The sequence below is a fragment of the Undibacterium sp. GW821-FHT07F11 genome (assembly GCF_059418665.1).
The window spans coordinates 1-4,562 of record NZ_JBWKQH010000025.1 but is presented as its reverse complement, the minus strand read 5'-3'; the positions used below and the strand labels follow the sequence as shown (position 1 = coordinate 4,562).

At 50.0% G+C, this 4,562-nt stretch carries 4 protein-coding genes; all 4 read right to left on the bottom strand.

Going from position 1 to position 4,562, the window contains the following annotated elements; translation table 11 throughout:
• On the bottom strand, window positions 1-438 hold a 438-nt coding region (locus tag AC07OI_RS29745; protein WP_495259660.1), incomplete at its 3' end, for an STN domain-containing protein.
• Window positions 439-611: 173 nt separating this feature from the next.
• Window positions 612-1,646, bottom strand: coding sequence for a FecR family protein (locus AC07OI_RS29740; protein WP_495259659.1), 1,035 nt, complete (start codon window positions 1,644-1,646; stop codon window positions 612-614).
• Window positions 1,643-2,152: an RNA polymerase sigma factor gene (locus AC07OI_RS29735; protein ID WP_495259658.1), complete on the bottom strand. Its 510-nt coding sequence runs from the start codon at window positions 2,150-2,152 to the stop codon at window positions 1,643-1,645. Before AC07OI_RS29735 ends, AC07OI_RS29740 begins: the two co-directional genes overlap by 4 nt.
• A gap of 55 nt (window positions 2,153-2,207) precedes the next feature.
• Entirely contained in the window at window positions 2,208-4,481 is a 2,274-nt protein-coding gene (locus tag AC07OI_RS29730; RefSeq protein ID WP_495259657.1) for an alpha/beta hydrolase family protein, read from the bottom strand.
• Window positions 4,482-4,562 lie beyond the last annotated feature (81 nt).

Here is a 4,562-nt window from a genome sequence, read left to right as displayed (position 1 = left end):
ATCAAAGATGGTGACCGAACCTGGGATCGACTTTGATGAACGGGCGATGCGTGAACCCGTTACAATAACGTTGTCAACCACATTGCTACCAGTGTCTACCATACTCGTAGCTGTGCGAACGATCAGCAGCCCCGATTGACCGCTCTCTACGTGAAGCCCATTTCCTGCTAGTAGTACATCTAACGCCTGCTGCAACGTATACTGACCCTTAAGTGCTGATGAACGTTTGCCTTTGACAGAATTATTGTCGAAAGTGATTTGCTGTTGGGTAGCGCGAGCGAGCGCTACAAGAGCAGAACCGAGATCCTGAGATGGTATGTCGAGTGTAAAAGTCTGTGCCTGCGCATAGGCTGGCACGGATTGAGCGAACATTATGAGTACTGCCATGGCCACGCTACTCGGCAGTAATTTCCTGCAGTTTTCTTTCCTGTGTTTCATATTGTCTCCTCATTGTAATCTGGCTAGTGATGCCAGTACACGTTAAGACGCGCCAGATTAAAGAGGGGACAGCAAAATCACAAAATATTTTGATTACAGAATAGTTGGGTATCTGTTCAATCGACCAAAATCCATTGGCACCAGCTTTTCCTAAGCCTTGGTCGCATTGCTTCTTAACGAACTAATTTGATTTCGTTCGGACTCGATATGGCTCGCACGGGATTGAAGGCCGTCACGGCTTCAACGAATGCGTCGACATCGCCAACATTGACTATGCCGTTCACATGCATGTGCGCGATGCTGGGATCGGAAATTACGACCTTACGCTTCGAATATCGGTTCACTCGCTCGACTGCGCTGGACAACACCTCATCTTCGAAACTTAATTGGCCGCTTTCCCATGATAGGCTTCGCGAAGTATTGACTGGTTCAATGATTGCCGTTGCCGACGGAGAGTTCACTGCAACCACGAGCTCTCGCCCTGGAATGAGTGACGCATCCGCATTTGATACGGTAACGCGATCACGTTGCTTCTGTAGTACGGGCTTTTCTTTCTTCGCATCCAGCACAGCAACGCGCCCCTCATATAGCAATACGTGAGCTTGTGATTGAAGTAGCTCGACGCTAAATGAAGTGCCAATAGCCACTACTTCCTTATCGCCCACTCGTACAGAAAAAGGACGCAAAGGATTGTGGGCGACATCGAATTTTGCTCGACCGCGAACCAGAGTTAGCTTTCGTCGGTCATTTTGGAACTGGACATCAACTTCGGTTCCTGCATCTAGCGACAGGCGCGACCCATCTTCTAGCATTGCGACGCGCCGCTCTCCAATACCGGTTACGAAAACAGTTGTCGGGGCTTGCAACATCGTATAGCCGGCAATAGTTATAACGAGGGTCGCAGCGATGCCACCAAGCCACGCCCACCGGTGCGAGTTCGTCTGCATCCAACGGTTTCCATTGGCGCGACGGAAGCTTTCGAGAGCAATAGCGCGCACACGAACTACTTCAGGCATTTCTGCCGCTTGATCCGCTGCGCGCCATACGCGAAGCGCTTCTTCGAGTGCCTTCAAATTTGCGGGATTAGTACACCAAGCATCGAATTCACGTTGTTCTCCCACATCTAGCTGTCCCTCGGCAAGCATCATGCTCCAGGTCGCTGCTTCCATGTCGCGGTCGCGCATCATTTTTTTATCAATAAGACTCATTGCTCTTCTCGCATTCGTGCCATGATGAGCGCCATCGCATGCGCGATCTGCTTCTTTACAGCGCTCTTGGAAATTCCAAACGCCTCGCCGATGACGTCCTGACTCATCTGATCAATTCGGTAAAGTGTGAACATTGTACGAGTTCGCTCGGGTAACTCGCCTAGTGCGGCCGAGAAGCGAGCAAGTTCTTCGCGGCCAAGCGCAATCCGCAGTGGATCAAGCGGATCAATGTCGCCAATTTCGCATACACCCGCCGATTCCCGATACTGCTGGCGAATCTGAGATCGACGCGCACGATCAATCAATAAATTCTGGGCAACTTGGAAAATATAATGATCAGGAGCACCTTCCGACTCAGTTCGCAGCATCCGTACAAATACCTCTTGAGTCAGGTCTTCTGCTTCACTATGGTCACCTACACGGCGCCGAAAGAACGACATGAGAGCAGGTCGCCAACGGCGGTTTAAGCGCTCCTGCTCCTGTTCGTAGTCATACTGCTGTTGCATGGGATATTCCAGCTCTCATCAAAATTTTAGCATCGAAACAAAAGACCAGTTGTCATCAGTTCCTCAATGCCTTCCAGCGATTGAAGTCTTTCTCGTTTTCCCGATCTTCCATCGAATCACCCTTGAGCCAGAAGGTGAACCAATTTACATTCCCTTGTTGAGACAAGTAACGTTCCCGTGGCTTAACTAGAACGTGGGTGGCATCAGGTAAATATAGTACGTCAACGGGTTTGTTCTGTAGCTTCAGAGAAGAATACATCTCCCATTCTTGCAACACGGAGGACTTGCCAAGCATTTCAATTCGCAGTGGTGCAGATATCTTTCCTGCATTCATATCTGGACTGCTCTTGAGCCAATTTTTTAGGTTTTCTCCCCACGGTGGCCCGCTGTTGAAGCCATCGTAAAGTGGCTTTACCCCGTTGCCTGGGGAATGATTGAGCGAATAGGCATGATACTGAATATATCCACCGCTAAGCCCGTCCGCGATTGTAGCTGCAGCGAAACGACGAGTCGAATGAGTGAGTGTATAGCTCACGTGATAACATGTGCGGCTGAAGCCAATTAGGCCTACGCGATCAGGATCCACATTATGTTGGGCTACTAGAAAGTCGATTGCTGATTCAACTCCACGCATTTGCGTCGGACCTTCCATCGCTGTTCCCATCGTAGGCGCATCAAAGGCATTTAGTTCAAGCACCGCGATTCCCTTTGCGGCTAACGCCTGACTGGCAAATGCTGTCGTATAAGGTCCATCAGGCGAAAATCGAGAGGGATCAAAGAACTTCAACTCGATCACAAGTGGCAAACGATCCTTATCCTGACCTGAGTCTGGAGGAATGATCAGACCGCCTGACCAGCTATGGCCTTCTCTGTCGGTCCAGCTTACAGCCCGAATAGGTAAAAGCTTTAATTGCTGCAATTGCGGATTGAGATCGAAAACGAATTTTCTTGAAGCTGTTTCCACTTCCTGCCCCACGACTCGCGGCGGGGTGTTAGCGTCCTCTTCGACAAAGAACTCAACATTTCCAATGGTAAGGCGAGATGTCAATGGTATCTCTACCCGAGTTGTGCGAGACCATTTTTTGCCAATTCGATTATAGGTCGACCTCCAGCGATGTCCTTTAACCGTCACATTGGCTAAGCCTTCTGCGCCACCTGCACCAGTTGCGCTTGTCACGACTAGTTCATTCGGGTTCTTCCACAACACTTCTCTAACGCGCTCACCGGGTTGTTGTAAGTCATGAGTTTGCAGCACTTGCACCGCCCGGGAACTGCCAACCTCAATTTCGACGGTCTGGGGCATCGCGGTCAAACTTTGGTATGTGGAGATGTCCTTTGGTCCAAGGAGCGTGTTCGTCACGATAACTTTTGACCCGTCAGGAGACCAAAGGAAGTGGTTGCTTGCATAGTTTCCCATGGCGCTAGCGGTCGGCGCGGAAAGTAATGGACTCACGGCGCCACTCGCTAGATCTATTAGGTTTAGCTGCAAGGCCATGTTAGGAATGTTGTTGATGAGCTTTGGCGCACCGGTTACCGAATTCCATGCGGCCACAAAACTAGGATCCGGGGCGGATGCAGGCAATATCGCGACAGCCTTTTCACCGACAGGCGCGATAGCGAATTGCGTCTGTGTGCGTAATAAATTTACGGTTGGTTCGGTGATTCGTCGAGCTTCCGTTTGACCATGTTGTATGTAGGCAGCACTTTTTTTGCCTAAATTGTTGTCATCAGGCAGGATCAGTTTTAAGAGCGATTCATCTTTCAGATAACCACCAGGCGTGGGATATAAAGGACTGCCTTTCGCCGTCGCGAAGAACACACAAGCTTCACCTTTCACGTCAAACGTATTTACATCGGCTTCCACATGAGTGATCTGCACGCTTTTCCGTGAGCGAATGTCATAACGAAATACCTGACGATAACCGCGGTTGTCTGGCGAAAGGAAGGCGAGAGCGCTACCGTCATCCACCCACCGTAGCGACGAGACCGGCGCTTCATTGGAACTGCTGGCACGTTCGACTGATGCCGATGCTGCGAATTTCCCCGAATTGTCTTGGCTCACGATCCAGATTGTTGAATGAACCATTCCCGTCGAGAGGTCTCCTTTTGATGTGATGAACGCGAATTGGCGTCCATTAGGCGATCGAGTGAGCGTATGTTCGCCAAAGCCTTCGATTGTCGACCTTTCGATAGAGTCTTTGACAGTAAATGGACGAAGGAGATCACTGCCCTGAATCGTGGCTGCACTGACGGACGGAAAGCATGAGGCAACGTTTAATAGGAGAGCCACCAAGTAACCATTCTTACGTAAAATTTTGGAGGGAGTCATAGTTAGAGTTTCTTTTGAAAGTTGACGTAGATGAACTGGCCACGGTTGTTATAGTTGTATGGGTCGAAGCCGAAGGATGCG

Coding starts and splice junctions, on each gene's coding strand:
- AC07OI_RS29740 (WP_495259659.1), bottom strand. CDS start 1,646: ATGAGTCTTATTGATAAAAAAATGATGCGCGACCGCGACATGGAAGCA.
- AC07OI_RS29735 (WP_495259658.1), bottom strand. CDS start 2,152: ATGCAACAGCAGTATGACTACGAACAGGAGCAGGAGCGCTTAAACCGC.
- AC07OI_RS29730 (WP_495259657.1), bottom strand. CDS start 4,481: ATGACTCCCTCCAAAATTTTACGTAAGAATGGTTACTTGGTGGCTCTC.